This is a genomic window from Acidovorax cavernicola, assembly GCF_003581445.1.
In genome coordinates this window covers 1-23,708 of record NZ_QXMN01000064.1, presented here as the reverse complement: position 1 = coordinate 23,708, position 23,708 = coordinate 1, and the positions used below count along the sequence as shown (strand labels likewise).

The 23,708-nt window shown below is 68.9% G+C and carries 23 protein-coding genes and 1 pseudogene; 11 read left to right on the top strand and 13 right to left on the bottom strand.

Translation table 11 applies throughout. The features are described from left to right. The 4 genes and pseudogenes from D3H34_RS34780 to D3H34_RS29335 all read left to right on the top strand — a co-directional run. Positions 1-131 (top strand): annotated as a pseudogene (locus D3H34_RS34780) (ABC transporter permease); the annotation flags it as partial. A 100-nt stretch (positions 132-231) separates the two neighbouring features. Then, complete coding sequence (gene hisN, locus D3H34_RS29345; protein WP_119558187.1) at positions 232-1,008, top strand: histidinol-phosphatase; 777 nt, start codon at positions 232-234, stop codon at positions 1,006-1,008. A gap of 10 nt (positions 1,009-1,018) precedes the next feature. Continuing rightward, positions 1,019-1,213, top strand: a complete 195-nt coding sequence (locus D3H34_RS29340; protein WP_119558185.1) for a DUF2905 domain-containing protein — start codon at positions 1,019-1,021, stop codon at positions 1,211-1,213. 19 nt (positions 1,214-1,232) lie between these two features. Further along, entirely contained in the window at positions 1,233-2,159 is a 927-nt protein-coding gene (locus D3H34_RS29335) for an ROK family protein (RefSeq protein ID WP_119558183.1), read from the top strand. Here D3H34_RS29335 and D3H34_RS29330 read toward each other — a convergent pair. After that, positions 2,132-3,655, bottom strand: a complete 1,524-nt coding sequence (locus D3H34_RS29330) for an aminotransferase-like domain-containing protein (protein ID WP_119558181.1) — start codon at positions 3,653-3,655, stop codon at positions 2,132-2,134. The genes D3H34_RS29335 and D3H34_RS29330 overlap by 28 nt on opposite strands. 171 nt (positions 3,656-3,826) lie before the next feature. Between D3H34_RS29330 and D3H34_RS29325 the strand changes: the two genes are divergently transcribed. Next, positions 3,827-4,168, top strand: coding sequence for a hypothetical protein (locus D3H34_RS29325; protein ID WP_119558179.1), 342 nt, complete (start codon positions 3,827-3,829; stop codon positions 4,166-4,168). Positions 4,169-4,191: 23 nt separating this feature from the next. On the opposite strand, the gene otsA is transcribed toward D3H34_RS29325, so the two are convergent. From otsA to D3H34_RS29305, 4 genes are all read right to left on the bottom strand, one after another. Further along, positions 4,192-5,577, bottom strand: coding sequence for an alpha,alpha-trehalose-phosphate synthase (UDP-forming) (otsA, locus tag D3H34_RS29320; protein WP_119558177.1), 1,386 nt, complete (start codon positions 5,575-5,577; stop codon positions 4,192-4,194). Continuing rightward, positions 5,574-7,496, bottom strand: a complete 1,923-nt coding sequence (locus D3H34_RS29315) for a glycoside hydrolase family 15 protein (RefSeq protein WP_119558176.1) — start codon at positions 7,494-7,496, stop codon at positions 5,574-5,576. The genes otsA and D3H34_RS29315 overlap by 4 nt, the downstream gene beginning before the upstream one ends. After that, the gene (otsB, locus tag D3H34_RS29310) at positions 7,493-8,284 is read right to left on the bottom strand and encodes a trehalose-phosphatase (protein WP_119558193.1); all 792 of its coding nucleotides are present in this window, start codon (positions 8,282-8,284) and stop codon (positions 7,493-7,495) included. The genes D3H34_RS29315 and otsB overlap by 4 nt, the downstream gene beginning before the upstream one ends. A 92-nt stretch (positions 8,285-8,376) precedes the next feature. Further along, the gene (locus D3H34_RS29305; protein ID WP_119558174.1) at positions 8,377-9,648 is read right to left on the bottom strand and encodes a multifunctional CCA addition/repair protein; all 1,272 of its coding nucleotides are present in this window, start codon (positions 9,646-9,648) and stop codon (positions 8,377-8,379) included. A 165-nt stretch (positions 9,649-9,813) separates the two neighbouring features. On the opposite strand from D3H34_RS29305, the gene D3H34_RS29300 reads away from it, so the two are divergent. Next, positions 9,814-10,551, top strand: coding sequence for an OmpW/AlkL family protein (locus tag D3H34_RS29300; protein ID WP_119558172.1), 738 nt, complete (start codon positions 9,814-9,816; stop codon positions 10,549-10,551). Positions 10,552-10,698: 147 nt separating this feature from the next. On the opposite strand, the gene D3H34_RS29295 is transcribed toward D3H34_RS29300, so the two are convergent. From D3H34_RS29295 to D3H34_RS29285, 3 genes are all read right to left on the bottom strand, one after another. Next, a complete protein-coding gene (locus D3H34_RS29295; protein WP_119558170.1) occupies positions 10,699-11,385 on the bottom strand; it encodes a glutathione S-transferase family protein in 687 nt (228 codons plus the stop codon). A 121-nt stretch (positions 11,386-11,506) separates the two neighbouring features. After that, positions 11,507-12,073, bottom strand: a complete 567-nt coding sequence (locus tag D3H34_RS29290; protein ID WP_119558169.1) for an MgtC/SapB family protein — start codon at positions 12,071-12,073, stop codon at positions 11,507-11,509. Positions 12,074-12,162: 89 nt separating this feature from the next. Beyond that, the gene (locus D3H34_RS29285) at positions 12,163-14,193 is read right to left on the bottom strand and encodes a lytic transglycosylase domain-containing protein (RefSeq protein WP_119558167.1); all 2,031 of its coding nucleotides are present in this window, start codon (positions 14,191-14,193) and stop codon (positions 12,163-12,165) included. 9 nt (positions 14,194-14,202) lie between these two features. Between D3H34_RS29285 and D3H34_RS29280 the strand changes: the two genes are divergently transcribed. Then, on the top strand, positions 14,203-14,820 hold the full coding sequence (locus D3H34_RS29280) for a 5-formyltetrahydrofolate cyclo-ligase (protein WP_119558165.1): 618 nt from the start codon (positions 14,203-14,205) through the stop codon (positions 14,818-14,820). A 6-nt stretch (positions 14,821-14,826) separates the two neighbouring features. Here D3H34_RS29280 and D3H34_RS29275 read toward each other — a convergent pair whose 3' ends face one another. After that, positions 14,827-15,810: a LysR substrate-binding domain-containing protein gene (locus tag D3H34_RS29275; protein ID WP_119558163.1), complete on the bottom strand. Its 984-nt coding sequence runs from the start codon at positions 15,808-15,810 to the stop codon at positions 14,827-14,829. 175 nt (positions 15,811-15,985) lie between these two features. Here D3H34_RS29275 and D3H34_RS29270 point away from each other — a divergent pair, with 175 nt between their 5' ends. Then, complete coding sequence (locus tag D3H34_RS29270) at positions 15,986-16,303, top strand: DUF2917 domain-containing protein (protein WP_119558161.1); 318 nt, start codon at positions 15,986-15,988, stop codon at positions 16,301-16,303. A gap of 104 nt (positions 16,304-16,407) precedes the next feature. Here D3H34_RS29270 and D3H34_RS29265 read toward each other — a convergent pair whose 3' ends face one another. Then, complete coding sequence (locus tag D3H34_RS29265; protein ID WP_119558159.1) at positions 16,408-16,836, bottom strand: BLUF domain-containing protein; 429 nt, start codon at positions 16,834-16,836, stop codon at positions 16,408-16,410. A gap of 93 nt (positions 16,837-16,929) precedes the next feature. Between D3H34_RS29265 and D3H34_RS29260 the strand changes: the two genes are divergently transcribed. Continuing rightward, positions 16,930-17,700 (top strand): Crp/Fnr family transcriptional regulator, encoded by a 771-nt coding sequence (locus tag D3H34_RS29260; RefSeq protein ID WP_205736830.1) that lies wholly within the window; start codon positions 16,930-16,932, stop codon positions 17,698-17,700. A 13-nt stretch (positions 17,701-17,713) separates the two neighbouring features. Here the strand turns inward: D3H34_RS29260 and D3H34_RS29255 are convergent, their stop codons facing one another. Continuing rightward, positions 17,714-18,562, bottom strand: a complete 849-nt coding sequence (locus D3H34_RS29255; RefSeq protein WP_286186417.1) for a DUF6279 family lipoprotein — start codon at positions 18,560-18,562, stop codon at positions 17,714-17,716. Between the two features lie 49 nt (positions 18,563-18,611). Between D3H34_RS29255 and glmU the strand changes: the two genes are divergently transcribed. Next, positions 18,612-20,042: a bifunctional UDP-N-acetylglucosamine diphosphorylase/glucosamine-1-phosphate N-acetyltransferase GlmU gene (glmU, locus tag D3H34_RS29250; protein ID WP_119558157.1), complete on the top strand. Its 1,431-nt coding sequence runs from the start codon at positions 18,612-18,614 to the stop codon at positions 20,040-20,042. A 40-nt stretch (positions 20,043-20,082) separates the two neighbouring features. On the opposite strand, the gene D3H34_RS29245 is transcribed toward glmU, so the two are convergent. Continuing rightward, positions 20,083-20,565, bottom strand: coding sequence for an Lrp/AsnC family transcriptional regulator (locus tag D3H34_RS29245; protein ID WP_119558155.1), 483 nt, complete (start codon positions 20,563-20,565; stop codon positions 20,083-20,085). A gap of 140 nt (positions 20,566-20,705) precedes the next feature. On the opposite strand from D3H34_RS29245, the gene glmS reads away from it, so the two are divergent. Further along, on the top strand, positions 20,706-22,586 hold the full coding sequence (gene glmS / locus D3H34_RS29240) for a glutamine--fructose-6-phosphate transaminase (isomerizing) (protein WP_119558153.1): 1,881 nt from the start codon (positions 20,706-20,708) through the stop codon (positions 22,584-22,586). Between the two features lie 52 nt (positions 22,587-22,638). Here glmS and D3H34_RS29235 read toward each other — a convergent pair whose 3' ends face one another. Then, positions 22,639-23,268, bottom strand: coding sequence for a response regulator transcription factor (locus D3H34_RS29235; protein ID WP_286186414.1), 630 nt, complete (start codon positions 23,266-23,268; stop codon positions 22,639-22,641). Positions 23,269-23,708 lie beyond the last annotated feature (440 nt).

Here is a 23,708-nt window from a genome sequence, read left to right as displayed (position 1 = left end):
GCAACGAGCTGTACACCGACCGCGTGTTCGCCGGCCTCGCGCTGGTGGTGCTGATCGGCCTGCTGGTGGAAAGCCTGGGCTTTCGCACGCTGGAGCGGCTGACGGTGCGGCGCTGGGGGCAGCAGCGGTAGCCGAGGTCACCGCGAGGGGCCGGGCGAATGCCCCGGCGATGGGGGAAGGGGCGCGGGCTCGGGTCTAATCGCAGCTTTTGGCACGCGTTCTGTCCTTCCCATGAGCTCTTCCACCCCCGACCTTTCCTCGATCGCCGGTGCGCTGGCCGATGCCGCCGCCGCGCAGTCGATGCGCCATTTCCGCACGCCGCTGGACATCATCACCAAGGCCGACGAAAGCCCGGTCACGCTGGCCGACCGCGCCGCCGAGACGGCGATGCGCGAGATTCTTGGCGCGCGCGTGCCCGCCGACGGCATCTTCGGCGAGGAGCATGGCCCCGAGCGGCTCGACGCCGAGCGCATCTGGGTGCTCGACCCGATCGACGGAACGCGCAGCTTCATCACCGGCTCGCCGCTGTGGGGCACGCTGATCGGCGTGCTGCAGGGCGGTCGCGTGGTGTTCGGCATGGTCGACATGCCGGTGCTCAAGGAGCGCTGGGTGGGCCAGGCCGGCAAGGGCGCCACGCGCGACGGCCAGCCCGTGCGCGTGAGCGGCTGCACCGAGATTGCCAAGGCGCGCATCGTCACCACTTCGCCCGACATCTTCTCGCCGGCCGACTGGACAGCCTTCGACCGCCTGAGCCGCCAGTGCGCGATGCGCCGCTTCGGCGGCGACTGCTATGGCTATGCGCAGCTCGCGGGCGGCACCATCGATCTCGTGGTCGAGACGGGCCTGCAGCCCTACGACTTCCTGGGCCCGGCGGGCCTGATCGAGGCGGCGGGCGGCGTCGTCACCGACTGGGAGGGCCGGCCGCTGGGGCTGAACCCCGATCAGCGCGTGATCGCTGCAGCCACACCCGAACTTCACCGACAAGCCCTGGCCGTGCTCGCGGCCTAGACTGTTTTCCATGTTTCGCTGGCTGATCGTCGTCGTCCTGGCGCTGGTGCTCATGAGCGGGCTGACCGCCTGGCTGCGCCGCTTCGGCTTCGGACGGTTGCCCGGCGATTTCGAGTTCCGTGCCTTCGGCCGCGACTGGCAGCTGCCGATCGCGAGCACGGTGGTGCTCAGCATGATCGCGGCGTTGATCGCCCGGCTGCTCTGAGAAAGAAGAGACACCCGCAATGAGAGCCTGCGTAGACATCGGCGGCACCAAGGTGGCCGTGAGCCTTTCCGCTTCGAGCGACGCGCCGCTGATCGGCCGCCGCAGCGAGCCCACCGCCAAGACCGGCAACAACGATGCCGTGGCGGTGCAGATCCTGCGGCTCATCGACGAGGTCTGCGCCGAGCAGGGCGTCGACCCCGCGAGCATCGACCGCGTGGGCGTGTCGTCGACCGGGCCCTTCGAGCTGCACGACGGCATGGTCGAGCTGGCCACGCCGAACATCTGCGGCGGCATCGCCGGTCCGGCCCGCGGCCTGCCCAACCAGTGGATGACCGCGATCATCGAAGCCCCGCTGGCCCGGCGCTTCGGACAGGTGCGCGTCGAGAACGACGCGGTCGCCGGGCTGGAGGCCGAACGCCACTGGGGCGCGCTCAAGGGGTTCGATCACTGCGCCTATGCCACCTGGAGCACGGGCGTCGGCGTGGGCCTGTGCGTGGACGGCCGCGCGCTGCGCGGCAAGAACGGCAATGCGGGTCACGCGGGCCACAGCTTCGTGGTCGACGACGCGAGTGCCGCGCTCTGCGGCTGCGGCAACCTGGGCGACGTCGAGGCGCTGGTGGCCGGCAACTCGATCTCGCGCCGTTTCGGACAGTCGGCGCCCGACCTGTTCTCGGCCGCCTCGGCGGGCGAGCCGCATTCGCTGGAAATCGTCGATGCGCTGTGCCGCGTGCTGGGCCGCATGCTCTACAACATGATCATCACGCTCGACCTGCAGCGCATCAGCCTGGGCGGCAGCGTGTTCTGGCACCACCGCGACTTCCTGCTGCCAAGGCTGCAGGCGCAGATCGACGGCAAGCTGGCGCCGCTCACGCGTGGCGTGCTGCTGGTGCCCGCCGGGCTCGGCGACAAGGTGGGCGATTACGCCGCCCTGGCCCTGCTCGACTGAACGGCAACGCGTGGCGATCTGGTCGCCGCTGACGCTGACGCCGGCAGGCTCTTCTGCGCGGCGCAGCCTTCCTCGACGATCTGTCCGAGCCGACGCAGCCCCGCATCGACCGCCTCGCTGAAGGGCCAGCCGCAGTTGATGCGCAGGTAGTGGTCGAAGCGCGCGGCGTTCGAGAACTGCGCGCCCGGCGCCACCAGCATGTGCTCGCGCAACGCGGCCTCGAACACGGCGACCGACGACAGCCGCTCGGGCAACTCCACCCACAACTGGAAGCCGCCGCGCGGCAGGTTGAGCCGGGTGCCCGACGGGAAGTAGCGGGCAATGGCGTCCGCCGTCTGGTCGCGCTGCGTGTGCAGGCGTTCGCGCAGGCGGCGCAGGTGGCGGTCGTAGCCGCCGCTGGCAATGATCTCGCCCGCGGCGATCTGCGCCAGCGCCTCGTTGTTGCGCGTCTGCGCGTACTTGAGCATTTCCACCTGCGCGTGCCAGCGCCCGGCGGTGATCCAGCCCAGCCGAAGGCCCGGCGCCAGCACCTTGTGCAAGGACGCGCAGTAGACGACGTTGCCCGTGCGGTCCCAGGACTTGATGGCGCGCGGCGGCACCTCGGTTTCCACCAGGTCGCTGTAGGTGTCGTCCTCGACCAGCGCGATGCCGTGGCTTTCGCACAGCTGCACCAGCCGCTGCTTGTGCGCGTCGGGCATCACGCTGCCGATGGGGTTCTGCAGGTGCGGCACCACCACCACGGCCTTGATGTCGTCGTAGGTGTGGATGGCCAGGTCCAGCGCCTCCAGCGAGATGCCGGTCTGCGGGCTGGTGGGAATCTCCAGGCCGCGCAGCCCCAGGCTTTCGAGCACCTGCAGCAGGCCGTAGAAGGTGGGCGATTCCACGGCGACGGTGTCGCCGGGCTTGGCGATGGCGCGCAGCGCAAGGTTCAGGGCCTCGATGCAGCCGTTGGTGACCAGCACGTCGTCGGGCGCGACGGTCATGCCTACGCGCAGGTTGCGCTGGGCCACTACCTGGCGGAACTGCTCGTGGCCTTTCTGCGACGAGGCGGTGGTCAGCAGTTCGGGCCGCTGGCGCAGCGCGCGCGTCATGGCGTTGCGCAGCGCCTCGGCCGGGTAGAGCTCGGGGGCGGCGCGCGAGATCGCGAAGTTGAGCTTGACCTCGTTGAGGCGCCCGCGCGCCATGAAGTTGGCCATGCGCGTGCGCATGTTGACGAACTGCGCCGGGTCGGGCGGCAGGCCGGAGGCGGGTTCCTCCATCGCCGCGATGACCAGGCGCTGCGGACGGCGCACGAAGTAGCCGGAGCGGTCGCGTGCCTCGACCCAGCCTTCGCTCTCCATCGCGCGGCACAGCTGCAGCGCCGTGGAGAGGCTGATGTCGTGCAGCCGCATCAGGCTGCGCAGCGACGGGAGCTTGTCGCCGGCCTTGAGCGAACCGGCGTGGATCGCGTCGACGTAGTGCGCCGCGAGCTGGCGGTAGAGCGGTAGCGAGTCCATGGGTGGATGTTCCCTGCATCGGGCATCCAAAAACAGATGCAGTTGCTCGGGAAAAAGACCATAACAGATGGCGCGGCGGCCCGACTGTTCCGGTCGCAATAGCCATGGCGTGTGCCTGTTTTTTGAGCGATGGAATTCCTACGATGAAGCCTCATTCACCCGAGGTCCGCCATGATCACCACGCTCTGCGAAGCACCCGATTTCATCGTCCTTGAACCCGGCCAGTCGCTGCGCACCGCGGTCGATGCCGGGGCCTGGCTCCAGCTGGCCGAGGGCCGCGCCCGCGTGGTGTCGCCACCCGGCTGGCTGGGCGAGACGGTGTTCATGACCGAGACGCTGCTCACCGAAGGCGATATGCATCGCGTGCCGCAAGGCGGGTGGATCGAGGTGTCGGCGGTGACGGCGGTGCATCTGCGGGTGCACACGCCGGAGCGGGCGACCCGGACCCCGGCGTCAGCGCAGGCACAGGCGCGGCCCGTGATGCGCTTCGTGCGGTTGCTGACGGGGTGGTGAGCGAGCGCTAAATGAGCGCGCGCTCAGCGCTCGCTCGCCGCCTCCCGCAGCGCTTCGAGGAAGGTCCGCCGCCACCAGTGGATGTCCTGCGCCCGGATGCGCGACAGCAGCTTCTGGTGCCGGTCGCGCCGCTCTTCCAGCGGCATCTGCAGCGCCTGCTGCACCGTCTCCGCCGTACCGTGCGTGTCGTAGGGGTTCACCAGCAGCGCTTCCTTCAGCTGCTCGGCCGCTCCCGCGAAACGCGACAGCACCAGCACACCGGGGTCGGCCGGGTCCTGCGCGGCGATGTATTCCTTGGCCACGAGGTTCATGCCGTCGCGCAGCGGCGTCACCAGCCCCACGGCCGCCGCGCGGCACAGGCCCGGCACGCGGCGGCGCGCCACCATGCGGTGGATGTAGCGCACCGGCATCCAGTCAAGCTCGCCGTAGTCGCCGTTGATGGCGCCGCACAGCGATTCGAGCTCCTTGCGGATGTCGGCGTAGGCATCGACCGTCTCGCGCGTGGGCGAGGCGATCTGGATCAGCGTGGCGCTGCGCCGGTTCTCGGGGTAGTTGGCCAGCAGCTCGCGGAAAGCGCGCACGCGCTGCGGGATGCCCTTCGAATAGTCGAGCCGGTCGATGCCCAGCAGCAGCCGGCGGCTCGAGTATTCGCGCTTCATGGTCTCGTACATGTCGCGCGATTCCTTGGCGTGCGTGAGCGCCGCGAACTCGTCCACGTCGATGCCGATCGGAAAGGCCGCCGCGCGCACCGTGTTGCCGTAGGCGCGGAACAGGTCGCCGCCCAGCGTTTCACCGCGCGCCTCGTTGCGCACGTAGTGCGCGAAGTGCTGCACGTCCTGCTCGGCCTGGAAGCCGATCAGGTCGTAGGAGAACAGCGAGCGCATCAGCCACTCGTGCTGCGGAATGGCCGCCATGATGATCTGCGGCGGCAGCGGAATGTGCAGGAAGAAGCCGATGCGCTGCTTGCAGCCCATGGCGCGCAGCTCGGCCGCCAGCGGGATCAGGTGGTAGTCGTGCACCCAGAGGATGTCGTCCTCGCGCAGCAGCGGCAGCAGCTTGCGCGCGAACAGCTGGTTCACGCGCCGGTAGCCGCCGATGAAGCCGGCGTCGAAGTGCGCCAGGTCGAGCCGGTCGTGGAACACCGGCCACAGCACGTCGTTGCTGTAGCCCAGGTAGTAGCTGTCGTGGTCGTCGCGGCTCAGGTCGATGGTGGCGAGCGTGACCTTGCCGGCCTGCTGCGTGCGCAGCTCGCCTTCGCCCGTGGGACCGTCCTCGACGATCTGCCCGCTCCAGCCGAACCACAGGCCGCCGCTTTGCTGCAGCGATTCGCCCAGGGCCACGGCCAGTCCGCCGGCGGCGGGCTTGCGCGGGTCGGCCACGCGGTTCGAAATGACGACGAGACGGCTCATATGCAGGAGTCCCAGGGGGCGGACAGGCGCACGGCCGCGTTGATGATGCCGACCATCGAATAGGTCTGCGGAAAGTTGCCCCACATCTCGCCCGTCACCGGGTGCGTGTCTTCCGACAGCAGGCCCAGCGGGTTGCGCGCGGCGAGCATGGTCTCGAAGATCTGCCGCGCCTCGGCCTTGCGGCCGATCTTGGCGAGCGCGTCGATGCGCCAGAAGGTGCAGATGTTGAAGGCGGTCTCGGGCTTGCCGAAGTCGTCGGCCGCCTCATAGCGGCGCATGTAGGGGCCGTCGCACAGCGACTTCTCCATGGCGTCGACGGTGGAGATGAAGCGCGGGTCGCGCGCATCGATCAGGCCCACCTCGACCATCAGCAGGATGCTGGCGTCCAGCTCGTTGCCGCCGAAGCTCTCGGCAAAGGCCTGGCGCTCTTCGCTCCACGACTTGGCGAGGATCTCTTCCTTCATGCGCGCCGCGTGGCCGTGCCAGTAGGCCGCGCGCTCGGGCAGCTCCAGCGTGCGCGCGATCTTGGCCAGGCGGTCGCAGGCGGCCCAGCTCATGAGCGCCGAGCTGGTGTGCACGCGGGCGCGCGTGCGCAGCTCCCACATGCCGGCGTCGGGCGTGCCGTACACGCGCACCGCCTGCTCGCCCACGGCCTCCAGGTGCGGAAACTCCGCCACGCCCGCGCGGCTGAGCAAGCGGTGGTCGTGGAAGGCCTGCGCCGCGCCGAGCACGATGTTGCCGTACACGTCGTGCTGGAAGTGTTCCTGCGCCTGGTTGCCCACGCGCACCGGGCCCATGCCGCGGTAGCCTGCCAGCCCTTCGACGAAGGACTCGGGCAGCTCGCGCTCCAGCCCGATGCCGTACAGCGGCTGGATGTGCTCGCCGTGCGAGCCGATCACCACGTTGGCGAGCCAGCGCAGGTAGTCCTCCATCGTGCCCACTTCGCTCAGCGAGTTGAGTGCGCGCACCACGAAGAAGGCATCGCGCAGCCAGCAGTAGCGGTAGTCCCAGTTGCGCTGGCTGCCCGGCGCCTCGGGAATGCTGGTGGTCATGGCAGCGACGATGGCGCCGGTGTCCTCGTACAGCGAGAGCTTGAGCGTGATGGCCGCGCGGATCACCGCGTCCTGGTACTCGAAGGGAATGGCCAGGCGCTTGCTCCAGGTGCGCCAGTACGCGATGGTTTCCTGCTCGAACTTGCGCGCGGTGTCGGCAATGCCTTCGAGCAGCGTCTCGTCCACGCCGAACATGAAGTTGTACTCGCGCGAGATCACGAAGGCCTGGCGCGAGAGGATGTGCGAGATCGACGCGTCGGTGTTCAGCCGCAGCGTCACGTCGGGCCCCACGTAGCGGATGTGGTTGCTGCCGCGCGTGACCTCGATCGGTTCCGAAGCGCCCCACTGGAAGCGTGGGTCGAGCGACACGCGGATGCGCGGCGCGCCGGCGATGGGGCGCACGCGGCGCACCATCATGAGCGGGCGGAAGTAGCGCGAGCGGCTGTAGAAGCGCGGCGCGAAGTCGGTGATCTCGATGCCCTGGCCCGCGCTGTCGAACAGCTGCGTGCGCAGCACGGCCGTATTGGGTTCGTACCACTGCTTGCTGGACGCGAAGTCCTCGATCTCGATGGCCCAGGCGCCGGCTTCCTCGCCGGGGTGCAGCAGGGCATTGAAGACCGGGTCGCCATCGAAGCGCGGCAGGCAGCACCAGACGGCGCGCGCACGCGCATCGATGAGCGCGCTGTACGCGCAGTTGCCGATCACGCCGACATTGAGCGAGGGCTCGGCCGGCGGCGCAAAGCCGCGTGGGGTGGCTGCAGCGGCCTTCGTCGTGTCGACCGGTGCGTGGTCGTCGGGGCCCGCTGCGCCGGCCAGGGCATTGCCTGCGCGGTCTTCCGGGGCTTCCGGCAACTGGTGTTCGCTCATGCGGGGCTCCTCGGTGATGCTTCTTTGTGATTGGGCGCGGCAAGCAGGTCGCGTGCCTGCACCAGCCATTCGTAGACGGCGCGCGGCGATTCGAGCCGGTGCAGCGCCAGGCTCGGGCCGGCGCCGACCTTGATCGCGATGCCGCCGCGCGGCTGCACGACGGCGAAGCCGCTCTCGTCGGTGGTGTCGTCGCCCGCGAAGACCGGCGTGCGGCCCGCGAAGGGCGCCTCGTTCATGAAGGCTTCGATCGCGAGGCCCTTGTTGACGCCCGCGGGCTTGACCTCGAACACGAACTTGCCGTGCAGCAGCTCGAGCTGCGGATGGTTCGCGATGGCGCGCGTCATCGCGTCGCGGCACACGGCTTCGAGCTGCGGCGCGAGCCTGTAATGCAGCGCGATGGCGGCATGCTTGCGCTCCACCAGCAGGCCTTCGTGGATGCGCGCGAGTTCGTTGGCAATGTCCAGGATGGGCACGAGATCGGGCGGGCGCTGCTCCTGCATGGCGCCCTGGGCATCGCGCCGCTGCACGCCGTGCTCGCCGGCCGCGGGCAGCCGCAACGGCGCAAGGAAGCGGTCGATGGCATCGATCTGGCGGCCCGACACCACGGCGAGCGCGCCACCGAGCAGGTCGCGCAGATCGCTCAACAGGGGCACGAGGGCGGGAGGCACCTCGATGGCTTCAGGCGTGGCGGCGAGGCCGACCAGCGTGCCGTCGAAGTCGAGAAAAAGGGCGGCGTCCCGGCCCGGCGAAGGAGGCAACTGTGCGTTGCTGCTGGAGGACTTTGGCATCGGGAAAAACCATAGCACGGCTCGCACGCGGCGCGTGTCGGCCAAAGTCCCGGCCTGCGCCGAAGGCCGGATTCAGTGGTGTCCGGACGCGATCAGTCGGCCGCGGCCGGCAGCGAAGCCGCCACCGCCGTGATGCGCGCGCGATGGATCGCCTCGCCGATGCGCGGCCCCGTCGCGCCGGCCTGCTGCGCCTCGCGCGCGACCACATCGGTGGCCACGCCCTGCGCCGCCGCGAGCACAGCCAGCAACCGTGGGCGCTGCGGGTAGGCCTTGTCCTCGAAGCCGAGCCGGCCGCGCGCGTCGCATTCGCAGGCCAGCAGTGCCTCGGCGAAGCGCGCCGGCTTGCGGAAGGCGTCGCAGCGCTCCAGCAGCCGCACCAGCGGCGTCGCGCCGAGGTCGCCGCTGCGGTGGATGTTGCCGTGCTCGCGCGCCACCACCTCGGCCAGCTCGCGCAGCTCCACCGGCACGCGCCAGCGTTCGCACACGGCCTGCAGCAGGTCGACGCTGCGCAGCTCGTGGTTGATGTGGCGCGGCAGCATGTCGACGGGCGTGGTGCCCTTGCCGAGGTCGTGCATCAGGCAGGCGAAGCGCACGGGCAGCGTGGCGCCCAGGCGCGCGCTGGTGTCGAGCACCATCATCAGGTGCACGCCGGTGTCGATCTCGGGATGGTGCTGCGCCGGCTGCGGCACGCCCCAGAGCCGATCGACCTCGGGCAGCAGCACCGCGAGCGCGCCGCAGTCGCGCAGCACCTCGAACATGCGCGAGGGGCGCGTTTCCATCAGGCCGCGCGCGAGTTCCTGCCACACACGTTCGGGCACGAGCGCATCGACCTCGCCGGCGGCGACCATCTCGCGCATCAGCGCCATGGTTTCGGGCGCGACGGTGAAGTCGTCGAAGCGCGCGGCGAAGCGCGCCACGCGCAGGATGCGCACCGGGTCCTCGCGGAAGGCGTCGGTCACGTGGCGCAGCACCTTGTCGCGCAGGTCGCGCTGGCCGTGGAAGGGGTCGGCCAGCGTGTCGGGGCGTGGGTCGAAGCTGCCGTCGGCGCGCACGTGCTCGGCGGGCAGGGCGATGGCGTTGATGGTCAGGTCGCGCCGCGCGAGGTCCTGCTCGAGCGTGACATCGGGCGCCGCATGCACGACGAAGCCGCGGTAGCCCGGTGCGCTCTTGCGTTCGGTGCGGGCCAGCGCGTATTCCTCGCGCGTCTGCGGGTGCAGGAAGACGGGGAAGTCGCGCCCCACGGGGAGGTAGCCGCGCGCCACCATGGCCTCGGGCGTGGCGCCCACCACCAGCCAGTCATGGTCGGACACCGGGCGGCCCAGCAACCGGTCGCGCAGTGCACCGCCGACGAGAAAAATGTTCATGAGTGCAGTGTAGGGATGCTTGCTTGGCAGAAAACGAACGGTCGTTCGATAATCGACGAGCGACGCGAACGACCGTTCGCAAATTCGCGTCGCGCGAAGCGTCGGTCGCTGGCCGGCGCCCCCGGAGACGGGGCCGTTCTCAACACCCAAGGAGCATTCACAGCTATGAAGAAACTCAAAACAACAGCATCGTTGGCATTGGCGGCACTCGGGGTCCTGGCATCGGGCAGCGCTTTGGCGCAGAACGCGGGCGACTGGGTCGTCGGCACCGGCTGGTTCCACCTCTCGCCGCAGGATTCGAGCAAGCCGCTGACCGTGACCGCGCCCGTGCACAGCGTGCTGGCCGGTTCGGGCGCGAGCGTCACCGACTCGGACACGCTGGGCCTGAACGTCGCGTACTTCATCGACAGCCACTGGGCTGTCGAGGGCGTGCTCGGCGTGCCGCCCAAGTTCAAGCTCAACGGCAGCGGCACGCTGGCGCGCGTGGGCGAACTCGGCCAGGCTCGCCAGTGGAGCCCCACCGTGCTGGCCAAGTACTACTTCAACGAAGGCAACGACGCCTTCCGTCCGTTCGTGGGCCTGGGCGCCACCTATGTCTGGTACAGCGACGTGAAGCTCACGTCGAACCTGCAGGGCGCGCTGGCCAGCCAGTTCCACACGTCGCCGTATTCGGTGAACACCACCGCCAAGCTCGACAGCTCGTTCGCGCCCGTGCTCAACGCCGGCGTCGCCTACCAGTTCGACAAGCACTGGGGCGTGTCGTTCTCGGTGTCGTACATCCCGCTGAAGACCAAGGCCAAGCTCACCACGACCAGCATCACCGGCCTGCCGGTGGCGCGCAGCGAGTCGAGCCTGAAGCTGAACCCGATCGTCACCTACCTGGCGGCGACGTACCGGTTCTGATCGGCGCGACAGCGTTCAGTGGGCGCCGCTGAAGCCGACGCTGCTCATGCCAGGAGCCCCGCGGAACCGGCTTTGCCGGGCCGCTGGGGTTGCCCCCGGTGAGGGGGTAGGCGGACCTCGCGCAGCGAGGGTAGCCTGGGGGAGCGCTTAGTCCCGCGAGGTGCGGTAGGGCTCGTCGAAAGCTACAAAGGTCTTCTCGGCCAGGGCGCCCGCAATCCACGCGGCAACGCCCGGCAGCGCGGCCACGCGCGCGATGTACGCGTCGATGGCCGGCGGCACCGGCAGGCCGTAGCCGCGAATGCGCATGCACACCGGCGCAAAGAAGGCGTCGGCGATGGTGAAGGCGCCGAACAGCATCGGGCCGCCGTGCGTGTCGAGCAGCTCGGTCCACATCTGCACGATGCGGTCGAGGTCTTCGCGCACGCCGGGCTGTTCGGCCAGCAGCCGCGCACCCACCTCGGGCAGCGAGGCCTCGATGTTCATCGGGCAGTTGCCGCGCAGGTTGCCGAAACCCGAATGCATCTCGGCGCAGATGCTGCGCGCGCGGGCCCGCTCGGCCACGCCCTGGGGCCACAGCTGCTTCTCGGGGAAGCGCTCGGCCAGGTACTCGGCGATGGCCAGCGTGTCCCACACGGCCAGGTCGCCGTCGACCAGCACCGGCACCTTGGCCACCGGGTTGATGGCGCCGATCACATGCTTGAACTGCGAGGTCGCATCGAACGAGTCGAAGTGGACCATCACCTCCTCGAAGGGAATGCCGGCCTGCGTCATGAGCACCCAGGGGCGCATGGACCACGACGAGTAATTCTTGTTGCCGATGTAGAGCTTGGACATCTTCTGGGTCTCCGGGTCAGTGCGGGAATGGGGGCAAAGCCGTCGATGCTAGCCGGGCGGCGCGCGGCGATTGATGACGAAGGCAGCGCGAATTGATGCCGATGCGGGCTACGTCAGCGCTTCAGCGCTGTTCGCCATCGCGGCGCGATTCGGGCGGCACGATCACGCGCGGGCCGGAGGCGTCCGCGTCCGCCGATGGCTTCACGACGCGTTCGATCAGGGCCACGAGATGCGGCACCAGCGACAGCACCGCAAGCGCCAGCAGCGCGCTGAGCACGGCGGTGGCCTCGCGGCCCAGCCCGCAGGCCATGCCGATGGCGGCCGTCATCCAGAGCCCGGCGGCGGTGGTGAGGCCCTGCACGTGGGATTCGTCCTTGCCCTGCTTGAGGATCGTGCCGGCACAGAGAAAGCCCACGCCGGCCACCAGCCCCTGGATCACGCGGCTCATGTCGGCCGGGAGGATGCCGCTTTGCTGCGGGATCAGCACGAACAGCGCCGATCCGATGGCCACCAGCATGTGGGTGCGCACGCCGGCCGCCTTGCCGTGCTGTTCCCGCTCGAAGCCGAGCAGGAAACCCAGCACCGCCGCCAGCAGCAGCCGCACCGAAATGCGCGTGAGCTGCGCGACATCGCCCACGTCCGAGAACTCGGACGCGACGGTGTCGAGCACCTCGTCGCGCCAGGTCATGTCAGGCCTCGCGCCGGGCCGCCCCAAGGGAGGCCAGCGCCCCCTCGGGGGGCAGCGAATACACGAAGTGATGAGCGTGGGGGCTCATGTCAGGGCAGGTCCTTGTTCGGCTCGGGTTCGTTCGCGTTGCGCGGGCCCACGCGGCCCAGGCGCTCCTTCAGCGACTGCGGCCGGCCGGTGATGATGGCGGCGTAGTTGGTGGTGTTGGCCAGCACCTTCTTCACGTAGTCGCGCGTCTCGGTGAAGGGCACGTTCTCGGCCCAGATGGCCGCGTCGAGCACCGGGCCGTTGCGCCAGTTGCGCGGACGGCCCGGGCCGGCGTTGTAGGCCGCGGCGGCCAGCGCCATCGAACCGTCGAAGTCGTCGAGCGCGAGCTTCAGGTAGTTGGTGCCGATGGTGATGTTGGTCTCGCGGTCGTTGATCTGGCCCGGCGTGAAGTCGGTCATGCCGATCTTGCGGGCGGTCCAGCGCGCGGTGGCGGGCATGACCTGCATCAGGCCCGAGGCGCCGACGCCCGAGCGCGCGTCCATGATGAAGCGGCTTTCCTGGCGGATCAGGCCGTACACGTAGGCCGGGTCCAGGCCGATGTCCTGGCTCTTGCGCAGCACCGTGTCGTGGAAGGGCATGGGGAAGCGCTGCTCCACGTCGATCACGCCCTTGGTGCGTTCGCTGGTGTTGATGCAGCGGTCCCACACCTCGCGCTGGCAGGCCAGGTCGGCGGCGGCGAGCAGGGCGCGGTCGTCCATGCCGCCCTTCTCGTGCAGGTTGGTGGTGTAGTTCCACTCGCGCGTGCCTTCGGAGCGCAGGCCCATGCCGATGGCCTGCAGGCCGCGCTGCAAGCCCGGGTTGGTGCGCGCGGCGTTCTTCTCTTCCGGCGTGAGCGGCGCGGGGCGGGTGGCGGCCACGGTGCGCTGGCCCAGCTCCTCGAGCGCCAGCATTTCGTAGAAGCCGCGCGTGCCGGCGATGCTGGTGTACAGCTCGCGGGCCTGGGCGCGGCGCTCGTCGCCGCCGGCGCTGCTGAGTGCGCGGGCCTTCCAGTAGACCCAGGTGGGGTCTTGCTGGGCGGCGTCGCTCATGGCGTTGACGGCGGGCGCCACGTCCTTCCACTGGCCGGCACGCAGCGAGGCGCGCACGCGCCAGCCGAGCATGTCGTCGGACAGGTCGCTGTTCTTCGTGACGTTGCCGAAGTAGCTCACGGCCATCGGCGAGAGCTTGTTCGCGGCCGTGCGGCCGATGGTGCCCCAGAGCCAGTTGCGCTCCTCGGCGGAGAGCATCGGGCCCCACTTGCCGTCGAGTTGCGAGGCGGCCTGGTCGGGGTCGGCGACCGCGATCTTGATGAGCGCGAGCACCACCAGTTCCTTGCGCGACTTGGCGGCGACGAAGGCGCGGCCCGTGAGGAACTTGGCGGCGCTGGCGTTGACCTCCTCGAACAGCGGCAGCGCGTCGGGCGCGGCGATGGTGACGGCGCCGCGCGCGGCGGCGGGCCGGTTGGCCTCGATGGCCAGGCGCGCCTTCTTCCAGGCGTCGTTGGTCGTCATCAGGCGGGCGGCGACCATGCGGTCGGCGGCGGTGAGGCAGCCGTCGTCGCTGTCGCGCTGGGCGAACCAGTTGCGGCGCACCTCGTCGGCCTGCGCCTGCGTGGCCGTGCCGGTGCGCAGCGTGTCGACCAGCACCGCGTAGCAGCGCACCTGGGCGTCGTCGCCCATGCGGAAGCCAGCGATGTTGGCGGCAAAGCCGTCCCAGTCGCGGCGCTGGCCGAGCAGCAGCAGCCAGTCGTTGCGCAGGCGGTCTTCCTGGTAGGTGTTGGGGTAGCGCGCGAAGAAGTCCTGCACCTCGTTGGGCGCGGCTTCCTGCAGGCGGGCCTTGAGCTCCCAGTAGGCGGCCCAGGGTTCGAGCGCATGGCCGCGGGCCTGCGGCAGCAGGGCCGTCAGGCGGGCCTTGTCGCCGCGCTGGAAGGCCTGCTTCATCTGCGTGAGCACGTCGTCGTTGGTGTTGCTCTGCGCGGCGGCGGGCTGTTGCGACAGCAGCGCGGCGAGCGCGAGAACGGCGGAAAAAACCAGGGCGGGCGCGCCGCGGCGCTGACGACGGCGCGCGGATGCCAAAATGCTTGGGAACTGCATCGGGGGATTATGGACAAGTCAAAAGGTGCCGACACCTCGGCCACGGCGAGTTTTCTGAAGGATCAGCTGAGAAAGGCGCTCATCGAGCAACGCCTGGCCTTGCCGGATCGCCTCGCGCGCGCCGACCTGTTGCAGCGGGTGATGCGGATCTGGCTGGTCGGGCGGCCCGACACCGTGATCGGCGCCTACTGGCCGATCAAGGGCGAGTTCGACCCGCTGCCCGCACTGCACCGCTGGAAGGAAGACGGCGAACTGATCGACGAGCCGCAGCGCCGTCGCATCGGACTGCCGGTGATCGACAAAGTTCACAAGACGCTCACCTTCCATGCCTGGTACCCGGGCTGCCAGATGGAAGAAGACGCCTACGGCATTCCCAAGCCCAAGGACACCGAGCTGATCGTGCCGACCCTGCTGTTCGTGCCCTGCGTGGGCTACAGCGCGGGCGGCTACCGGCTGGGCTACGGCGGCGGCTTCTACGACCGCACGCTGGCGGCGCTGGAGCCGCGGCCGTTCACGGTGGGGCTGGGCTTCACGAACGGCTTTCTCGAAGACTTCGAGCCTGAGTCGCACGACCTGCCCCTCGATGCCATCCTGAACGACAACGGCGTCGTCTGGCCAACGTCCTGAGTCGGCTCAGTCGAGGTTGTCGACGGTGTCCGGATCGGGCACTTCGCCGATGGTCTGGCGCGTGGTGACGGCCTGCGCCTCCAGCCATTCGGAAAAGGCCTTGATCTCCGGCCGCAGCGCGTTGCGCGGCCCCGAGATGAGCCAGTAGGCCATGGGTGAATCCAGCCGGTGCTGCGGCAGCACCTCGATCAGGTCGCCGTTGGCCAGGCTTTCGGCGATCAGCGAGCTGCGCGCCAGCACCAGCCCCTGGCCCGTGAGCGCGGCCTGCGCCATCTGGTACGCATAGTTGAAATAGAGCCAGCGCTTGGGTTGCGCGCGCTCCAGTCCGTTCACTTCGAACCAGCGCCGCCACGTGAGCCATTCGAGGTGCGTGCGGTGCGCGTCGCCGGCCTCGATCAGCGTGAAGCGGGCGATGTCGGCCGGTGTCTTGATCGGCGGGTTGCTCTTGATCAGCCAGGGGCTCGCCACCGGCGTCAGCGTTTCGCCGAAGAGCCGCACGGCCCCGGGCGGCATGCCTTCGGGCGGGCCGTAGCGCAGGGCGATGTCCACGTCGGCCACGTCGAGGTCGACCGCGATGTCGCTGGCGTCGATGCGGATGTCGATCTCGGGGTTGTCGCGCTGGAAGGCTTCCAGCCGTGGAATCAGCCACATCGAGGCGAACGAGGCGAAGGTGGTGAGCGCCACGCTCTTGCGCCCCGCGCTCTGGCGGATCTGCCGCACAGCGGTGTCGATGCGCGGCAGCGACTGCTGCACCGCGAGCAGCAACTGGGCGCCCGCGCTGGTCAGTTCGACCGCCCGCGTATGGCGCAGGAACAGCGCCACGCCCACTTCTTCTTCCAGCGACTGGATCTGCCGGCTCACGGCCGACTGGGTGAGCGCCATTTCCTCGGCCGCGGCGCGGAAATTGAGGTGCCGCGCGACCGCCTCGAAGGCCCGCAGATGCCCCGCGGAGATGGGGCGGGAGCGCAGGTGGGTTTGCGAATGTTGCATGGGTATGACTTTGGTGTGCGTTCCCGGCGGTCGGATCAATTGATGCGAAACGCGCATCAGTAGGCTACCTCGTTTTCATTGGACCTCCAAGGCCGCAAAAACGATCATTCATTCCCGAACTGCGCCAACCTCTCTGTCTGTCAAGGCGCTTCGGACCAGCCAAGGAGTCCTCATCATGTCCACCGCCGTCTGCACCACCGAATCGCTCGCTTCCCTGTCCCGTTCCACCCGTACCGCGGCCATTCCGCCGGCCGTGCGCCGCGGAGCCTGGCAGATCGCGCCCGGCGAGGCGATGAGCCTGAAGGCGCGGTCGGCGAGCGTGCTGCGCGTCAAGCAGGGCCGCGTGTGGGTCACGCCCGACGCCACCGCCCACGGCCCCAGCGAAGACATCGTGCTGGCCCCGGGCGAATCGATGACCGTGGCCGCTGGCCAGCGCATCGTCATGGAAGCCTGGGATGGCTACGGTGCCACCTATGTGTGGGATCCGGTCTGACCGACCGCCTGCACTCCCGGCTCTTCTGAACAAAGGCGGCTTCGGCCGCCTTTTTCTATGCCCGGCGTTTTCGTGGGGCGCCACCGCCAGCGGAGCGACCGGGTTCAGGTGCTGATGTCGAAGCTGGCGCGCAGCGCCAGGAAGTGCGCCAGCGCGGCCTCCCCGCGCAGGGCCTGCAGGCCCGAGACCCGGTCGGGGCCCTCGCATTCGGCCAGCCCCATCGCAAAACCGGTGTAGCGCCGCGCGGCCAGCGGTCCTTCATGGACCACCACCAGGCCGACATGCCTTGCATCGCGCTGCAGCCGGTCCATCAGTGCCTGCGCCGCGTCGCGCGGCCCCTCGAAATGCTGGCAGAAGTACTGGCCGTCGAAGACCAGCAGGCCGGAGATGCCGTCCTCCGCATTGCGTGCGCGGGCCTGCGTGACGATCGTTCCCACGGTGGCGGGCGGCAGGTCCTGGGCCAGCAGGCTGCAATAGAGGAATTCGTGCAGCAGGTCTGCGGATGCCGAAGCGGGTGATTGTTCTGGTGTCATTCGGTGCGGAAGGGGGAGGTCGCTTCGAGTCTAGGGACCTGCCTCGCACCTTGAAATGTCAAAAGACACAGCACCGCCGGCCTATAGTGCGGCGTGAAGTTCGAGGACTACCCCGTCGCCGCCTCCCCGCCGCAGGGCGCGAACCCGTGCGAAGGCTGCGCGCTGCGCCGGCTGGAGGCCTTCCTGCCGGTGACGGCGCAGCAGCTGCAGGCCATCCAGTCCTTTCGCACCGGCACCCGGCGCGTCGAGGCGGGCGGCACCATCGTCGACGAGCACCGCGCCAGTCCGCAGCTGTTCACGCTCTATGCGGGGTGGGCCTTCCGCTACAAGACCCTGAGCGACGGCCGGCGGCAGATTCTGGGTTTCCTGCTGCCCGGTGATTTCGTCGGCCTGCAGGACGAGTTCGCCGACGGCCAGACCCACGGCGTCGAGGCCGTGACCGACGCCACGCTCTGCGCCTTCGCGCGCGAGCGGCTGTGGGCACTGTTCCAGACCCAGCCCCGGCTCGGCTACGACATCACCTGGCTGGCCGCGCGGGAGGAAAAGCTGGTGGACGACCACCTCGTCACCGCCGGGCGCCGCAACGCGGGCGAGCGCGTGGCCATGCTGCTCATGCACCTGTACCGCCGCGCCCAGCGCGTGGGCATGGTGCGCGACGGCTGGGTGGAGTTTCCGTTCAACCAGCAGCACATCGCCGATGCGCTGGGGCTGTCGCTGGTGCACACCAACAAGACGATGCGGCGGTTGCAGCGCCTGGGCCTGTACAAGCTCGACGGCGGCTGGCTGCGCATCCTGGAGCCGCACGCGCTCGAAACGCTGGGCGACTACTTCGAGCGTCCCCTGCGGCCGGTGCCGATGATCTGAGGGGTTGGCCGCCTCAGCGTGCCGCCACCAGCTGCCGCAGATCGCTCTGGTAGGCCTGCAGCCGACGCACGGCCTGCTCGCGCTGCGTGGTGCTGGTGGTGTTGTGCAGCGCCGCCAGGTTGCGGCAGCCCTCCTGCAGCAGCGCCTGCTGCTGCTCGCGCCAGGGCCCGGGCGGCGGATCGGCGATGCGCAGCACATAGGCATGCAGCGCGGCGCGCGCCTCGGCCGGCGAGGTGCGCGGGCCGCCGTTGGTGCCAACGAAGCCCCGCAGCAGCACCAGCGCCTCCTGTTGGCGCTGGCGCCGTTCTTCGTACGCCAGCCGCGGGTTGAACACCGACTGCGCCACCTGCTGGCGCAGCAGGGCGCGCTGCTCGGTCGTCAAGCGGCCGTAGAAGTCTTCCTGGCGGTCCAGGAACTGGTCGTAACGCTTGTCCTGCACTTGCGCGGGGCTGCGGTCGAGCCAGTCCTTGCGGTATTCGGCGTTGTTCTTCGCGTACTTGCGTTCGAGCTGCTGCAGCTGCGCTTCGCTCAGGCTCAGCACCAGCTCGGTGCTGGCGGCCTCGGCGTGCTCGGTGACGGCGAGCAGGCGCTCGCGGACCCGGTCGGCCAGCTGGCAGGCCTGGGCCGGCGTCACCTCGGCCGATGCGAGGCCCTGAGCCTCCTGCAGCAGGCCGATGATCCGCGGCAGCTCGTTCTGGCGGTGCCAGGCCAGCAGCTGGGCGAGTTCGTCGCGCACCTTCGGGGTCTGGGCACCGTCGAAATCGAAGTAGCTGTCGAGCCACCAGTAGCTCAGCTCGGGCAGGTTGTTGTAGGCCAGCTTGATCGTGCTGCAAGCCCCCAGGGCGGCGGCCACAAGCAGCACGCCGATAATCCGGGCCAGTCCAGCACAACGAATCCGGGAAGAAAAGCGCATGAATCAGACTCCGCAGCAGAGCAACCAGGGGCCGGTCGACGTCGTCATCATGGCGGCCGGCAAGGGCACGCGCATGAAGAGCAAGCTGCCCAAAGTGTTGCATCGTTTGGCCGGCCGCGCACTGCTGGCCCATGTGACCGACACCGCCGCGCGAATCGGCGCGCGCCACGTCGTGGTCGTCACGGGCCACGGCGCCGAGCAGGTCGAGGCCGCGATCAAGGCCACCGCCGTGAACGCCGCCGCCCTCGGTTTCGCGCGCCAGGAGCCCCAATTGGGCACCGGCCACGCGGTCCAGCAGGCCACGCCCCAACTGCCGGACGACGGCACCGTGGTGATCCTGTCGGGCGACGTGCCGCTGATCGGCGAAGACACGCTGCGCACCCTCATCGCCGCCAGCGGTGGCGAACGGCTCGCGCTGCTGACCATCGAGCTGGACGACCCCACGGGCTACGGCCGCATCATCCGCATCAGCGCCGGCGGCGAGGTGACGGCCATCGTCGAGCACAAGGACGCCACCGAGGCGCAGCGCACGGTGCGCGAGATCAACAGCGGCGTGATGGCCGCGCCCGCGCGGCTGCTCAAGGGCTGGCTGGCGCGGCTGGACAACAAGAACGCACAGGGCGAGTACTACCTGACCGACATCGTGAAGTTCGCGGCCGACGACCGCGTGCCGGTGGTGGCGCATGTCACGACCGACGCGCTGCAGGTGGCCGGCATCAACAGCCCGGCCCAGCTCGCGGCGCTGGAGCGGGCCTGGCAGCTGCGCCAGGCCAATGCGCTGATGGAGCAGGGCGTGCGCCTGGCCGATCCGGCGCGCTTCGACCTGCGCGGCACGCTGAGCTGCGGCACCGACGTCGACATCGACGTCAACTGCGTGTTCGAGGGCACGGTGTCGTTGGGTGAGGGCGTGCGCATCGGTGCGAACTGCGTGATCGCCAACGTGCGCATCGAGGCGGGCGCGGTGATCCACCCGTTCACCCACATCGACGGCGAGAAGGCCGGCGTGACGGTGGGCGCGGGCGCGCTGGTCGGCCCCTTCGCGCGGCTGCGGCCGGGCGCGCAACTCGGCGCGGAGGTGCACATCGGCAACTTCGTCGAGGTCAAGAATTCCACGCTGGCGGCCGGCGCGAAGGCCAATCACCTGGCCTACCTGGGCGACGCCACGGTGGGCGAGCGCGTCAACTACGGCGCGGGCAGCATCACCGCCAACTACGACGGCGCGAACAAGCACCGCACCGTGATCGAGGCCGACGTGCACGTGGGCAGCAACAGCGTGCTCGTGGCGCCGATCACCATCGGCGCGGGCGGCACCATCGGCGGCGGATCGACCGTGAACAAGTCGACCGAGCCGGGTGCACTGACGGTGGCACGGGGCAAGCAGGTCAGCTTCCCCAACTGGAAGCGGCCGCAGAAGCTGCCCAAGGGCTGATTGTTTTTTCTCACGCGCTCTGGCTGAGGGCGCGTGCAGATCACCCCAGCGGCACGCGGGCGCCGAATTTCGCCCGCTTCAGGCTGAAGAACGCCTTCACGTTGCGCACGTTGGCGTCCGCCGTGAACAGCCGCTGCGTCAGCGCGCCGTAGTCCGGCATGTCGCGCGCCACCACCACCAGGATGAAATCGGGCCCCGGCGACACGCGCCAGCACTGCTGCACCGCGTCGTCCGCGATGACGCGGGTCTCGAAGGCGTCGAGCGCGGCGGCGTCCTGCCGGTCCAGCGAAATCTCCACCACCGCCTGCAGCCCGTGGCCCAGCACCGTGGCGAGCCGGTCGGGTGAGAGCAGCGCGACCTGGCGCTCGATCAGCCCTTCCTGCCGCAAGCGCTGCACGCGGCGCAGGCAGGTGGGCGGCGAGATGCCCACGTCGGCCGCCAGGCGCTGGTTGGTCTGCGAGGCGTCGTGCTGGAGCGCGTCGAGCAGCTTGAGGTCGATCGCGTCGAGGGAGGTTGATTCCATATTGATTGAAATTATGGAATAAAACTCCATCTATGGGTTTCGATGAAATAAAAGTCCGAAATTGTGGAAATTTAGACGCCATATTTCTCGACTGCCTCCCTACCATCGAGCCCTTCTGTTCTTCAAGACAAGGTACACCCATGTGCGGCATCGTCGGCGCAGCCTCCCATCGCGACATCGTTCCGGTCCTGGTCCAGGGCCTTCAGCGGCTCGAATACCGCGGCTATGACTCCTGCGGCGTGGCAGTGCATGCCGGCGGCCTGAGCCGTGCCCGCACCACCTCGCGCGTGGCCGACCTGCTGACCCAGGTGCGTGAAGACAAGGTCGAAGGCCTCACCGGCATCGCCCACACGCGCTGGGCCACCCACGGCGCACCGGCCGTGCACAACGCCCACCCCCACTTCAGCCACGGCGCCGGCGCCGACGCACCAGCCTCGCGCCCGGGCCGCATCGCGCTCGTGCACAACGGCATCATCGAGAACCACGAGCCGCTGCGTGCCGCGCTCGAGGCCAAGGGCTACGTGTTCGAGAGCCAGACCGACACCGAAGTCATCGCCCACCTCGTCGACAGCCTCTACAACGGCGACCTGTTCGAGGCCGTGAAGGCCGCCGTGCTGCAACTGCATGGCGCCTACGCCATCGCCGTGATCTGCCGTGACGAACCGCAGCGCGTGATCGGCGCGCGCGCTGGCTCGCCGCTGATCCTCGGCGCGGGCAAGGACGGCACCGAGAACTTCCTGGCCAGTGATGCGATGGCGCTGGCTGGCGTGACCGACCAGATCGTCTACCTCGAAGAAGGCGACGTGGTCGACCTGCAGCCCGGCAAGTACTGGATCGTCGACAAGAACCACAAGCCCGTCACCCGCACCGTGCGCACCGTGCACGCCCACAGCGGCGCGGCCGAGCTGGGCCCGTACCGCCACTACATGCAGAAGGAAATCTTCGAGCAGCCGCGCGCCATCGGCGACACGCTCGAAGGCGTCGAGGGCATCGTGCCCGAGCTGTTCGACGGCATCGGCCAGGACGGCGCCACCGGTGCGAGCGCGCACCGCGTGTTCCAGGACATCGACAAGATCCTCATCCTGGCCTGCGGCACCAGCTACTACAGCGGCTGCACCGCCAAGTACTGGCTCGAGAGCATCGCGAAGATCTCCACCCAGGTCGAGATCGCCAGCGAGTACCGCTACCGCGACTCCGTGCCCGACCCCAAGACGCTGGTCGTCACCATCAGCCAGTCGGGCGAAACCGCCGACACGCTGGCCGCGCTCAAGCACGCGCGTTCGCTGGGCATGGAACAGACGCTGACCATCTGCAACGTCGCCACCAGCGCCATGGTGCGCGAGTGCAAGCTGGCGTACATCACGCGCGCCGGCGTCGAAATCGGCGTGGCCTCGACCAAGGCCTTCACCACGCAGCTCGCCGGCCTGTTCCTGCTCACGCTCGCCATCGCGCAGTCCAAGGACCGCCTGAGCGCCGTCGACGAGGCGCGTTACCTGAAGGAAATGCGCCACCTGCCCGTCGCGCTGCAGTCGGTGCTCGCGCTCGAGCCGCAGATCATCGGCTGGGCCGAAGACTTCGCGCGCAAGGACAACGCCCTGTTCCTGGGCCGCGGCCTGCACTACCCGATCGCGCTCGAAGGCGCGCTCAAGCTCAAGGAAGTGACCTACATCCACGCCGAGGCCTACGCCGCCGGCGAACTCAAGCACGGCCCGCTCGCGCTCGTCACGAGCGAGATGCCCGTGGTGGCCGTGGCACCGAACGACGCGCTGCTCGAGAAGCTCAAGAGCAACCTGCAGGAAGTGCGCGCGCGCGGCGGCGTGCTCTACGTGCTGGCCGACGGCGACACCCAGATCGCCAGCGGCGAGGGCTTGCACGTGATCCGCATGCCCGAGCACTACGGCGCGCTGTCGCCGCTGCTGCACGTGGTGCCGCTGCAGCTGCTGGCGTATCACACGGCCTGCGCGCGCGGGACCGACGTTGACAAGCCGCGCAACCTGGCCAAGAGCGTCACGGTGGAGTGAGGGGGCACGGGGGCGTGCAACGGGTCTCGCCCAACAAAGTCGTCAACAGGGATCAGCGCAAGCTGCTGATCAACTGTGCGCGCGAGTGCAGTCCGAACTGCAGAAGAATGCTCCCGACATAGTTCTTGACCGTGCCTTCGCCGATCCCGGCCAACACGGCGATTTCATGGTTGGTCTTTCCCTCCAGCAGCCAGTTGAGTATCTGCAACTGGCGCTTCGTCAGCTTGTGTCTGGCATTGCTGGACAGAGGCTGCGTGGCATGGGTGAGGGGTGGTGCGGCAGAGGGCTCGCTGTTCACCGCATCACCGCCGAGCAACCCGCAAGCCCGGATGAAGCTCACGACCTCCCTGAGCGTTGCCGACTTCGGCAGGTACGCGAAGGCGCCCAGGGTCATCGCTCCTTGGGCGAGCGTGTCCTGTGCGAGCGACGTGGCCCCCGTGCCCGATAGCACGATGATGCGCGCGCCGGGGTAGCGCGAGCGGAATTGCGCGAGACCGCTCAGACCCTGGGTATCTGGAAGTGCCAGATCCAGCAGGACCAGTTCGATCGCGTCCTGGTTGCCCTCGTAGATGGCCAGGGCTTCAGCCAGATCGCGGGCCTCGAACAGGTCAACGGGCGCCGCCGACATGTTGGCTCGCAGCAGGGCACAGACGCCCATCCTCACAAGATCATGGTCGTCCACGACAAGGATGGCGCGTGGCCTGACGGCGTCCCTCGGGGCTTCGAAATGCCGGGATGAAGTCCTTTCGGTCGCAGTCATTTCCAGATGCTATGCAGCGCGTGGATGGCTCGAACAGTGCACAAGGTCATGTTGGCCACCTCCCTCGCAAACGCGGAAGAAGCGGCACGTCGTTCTTGCCCGCCAGTACCAGCTCGCCGACAGCGAAATGCGCATCCCACGCGACGGCGTGGCATGACTTTGTGCACTGTGTTCGTCCATGTGTGCTCTGTACCTTCGCGCGTTCCGGCGCAAGCCGTGGTCTTCGGCGACAGCCGTCATTTACTCATTCAAAGAGAGGGATCGATTCCATGAAAACGAAATTCCTGCTGGCCTCGGTGACCCTGGCCACATTGGCGGCCTGCGGTGGAGGTGGTGGCGGTGGAGGATCCCCAGGCTTGCCC